Here is a 1,442-nt window from a genome sequence, read left to right as displayed (position 1 = left end):
AGCGGCGCTCAATGATTTCAAAAAAGAACGTAGGCTTCCCAAAAATGGGCTTGGTGAAGGTTTGAAGTAACAAAGCTTGGGGAAACTGTTGCTGCCAATCTACTAAAATTTCTCTGGTAGCAATTTCTTCCCATTCTGCTGTTGGTAAGGGTAAATTAGAGCCCCCTGGTCTTTGCCGCAACTCGCTATAGTAGCTGGAAGGAACTTCAATAAACGGCAAACCTCGACCACGGAGTTGAGCGATCGCTTCTACTATATTGCTAGTTCTAAGAGCAATATGCTGGATTCCTGGTCCCCCATTGAAATCTAGAAATTCCTGAATCTGGGAATTAGCAGATGTTGGTTCATTGATGGGCAACTGCACCTCACCAGTGGAATCAACCATGACCTGAGAGTATAAACCAGACTGTTGTGTCTTAATAGAAAATATTTGTTGTGGGCAAAATCCCAGCACGTGTTGATACCAATTTACTGCCCGTTCTAACTCACCAGCAGCTACGTTAAGTACCACATGATCAATGGTGGTGAACATGGTCTGAGGATTGTTATTGACCTGGTTTGCCTCTCTACTAAGGGAGGGTACCTTACCATCAGCAGTATTCGTGATCCAGTTCAACTGAGCCGGGAAAAAGGATTCCTCACAGATGCCATCCCGCTCAACTAGGGTATGAACCAGAGAACCCCAGGAGGGGATTTTACTCCACTTTAGCCGTCCCTGTCTTTGCAATTGCTCCTGAGGTAATTTTACCACTTGGTTTCCTTGAGCGATCGCATTCTCAATCACTGCTTCGAGGTCTTCTACAAGAAAAGCGATGTCAGCCACCCCAGGAGGATGTAGACGCAAAAACTCAGCAATAGGACTTGTTGATGTCAGAGGTGAAGAGATAACAAAAGTGATTGAGCCACTTTTGACAACTTCTGTGTAGGTATGGTGACTACTGCCACTAGCGACCCGTTGAAAGCCAAGAATGTTGACTAACCAATCAGAAAAAACTGTAGCATCTCTAACATAGAAATGAACATGATCAATTTTCATGATTGACATCTAGTTAAAGAGCTTGTACTGTTTTTAATTTTGCTATTTTTAGAAAATTATACCAAGTTGCCGTCAAATCTATAGCATTGTCCAGGGAGTAGGGAGTAGGGAGTAGGGTGTAGGGTGTAGGGTGTAGGGAGTAGGGTGTAGGGTGTAGGGTGTAGGGTGTAAGGTAGGCAGTGCCTACCAAACCGATTGGCCAGCTTGGTAAATCCATCTCCTAGTTTAAGCCTTGGTAATTTCCGGCAAACACCGGAAGCTGCCGACTAGGATGCAGGTTCAGGTGCGACTCGTTAGCTATAAACCTTACCCTATAAGGGTTTGGAGGATTAGCTGCTTGGTTCAACAAACCATGACAACTTGATAATCATGATGGTGAAAAACCATCCCTCGCGAAATCCGAGTG

The 1,442-nt window shown here is 44.7% G+C and carries 2 protein-coding genes; both read right to left on the bottom strand.

Annotated features, from left to right (window positions below):
- Nucleotides 1–1,036: 4-hydroxyphenylpyruvate dioxygenase (gene hppD / locus F6K49_RS48810; RefSeq protein ID WP_293109926.1), on the bottom strand; the 1,036-nt coding region annotated here is incomplete at its 3' end.
- 13 nt (nt 1,037–1,049) lie between these two features.
- A complete protein-coding gene (locus F6K49_RS48805) occupies nt 1,050–1,253 on the bottom strand; it encodes a hypothetical protein (RefSeq protein WP_293027026.1) in 204 nt (67 codons plus the stop codon).
- Nucleotides 1,254–1,442 lie beyond the last annotated feature (189 nt).

This window comes from Moorena sp. SIO3I6 (assembly GCF_010672095.1).
Note: the sequence above shows the minus strand (reverse complement) of the source record. Positions and strands in the feature narration are given on the sequence as shown.

Bases quoted from the DNA above. Each gene is read 5' to 3' on its own strand.
- F6K49_RS48805 (WP_293027026.1), bottom strand. From the start codon at position 1,253: ATGGATTTACCAAGCTGGCCAATCGGTTTGGTAGGCACTGCCTACCTT.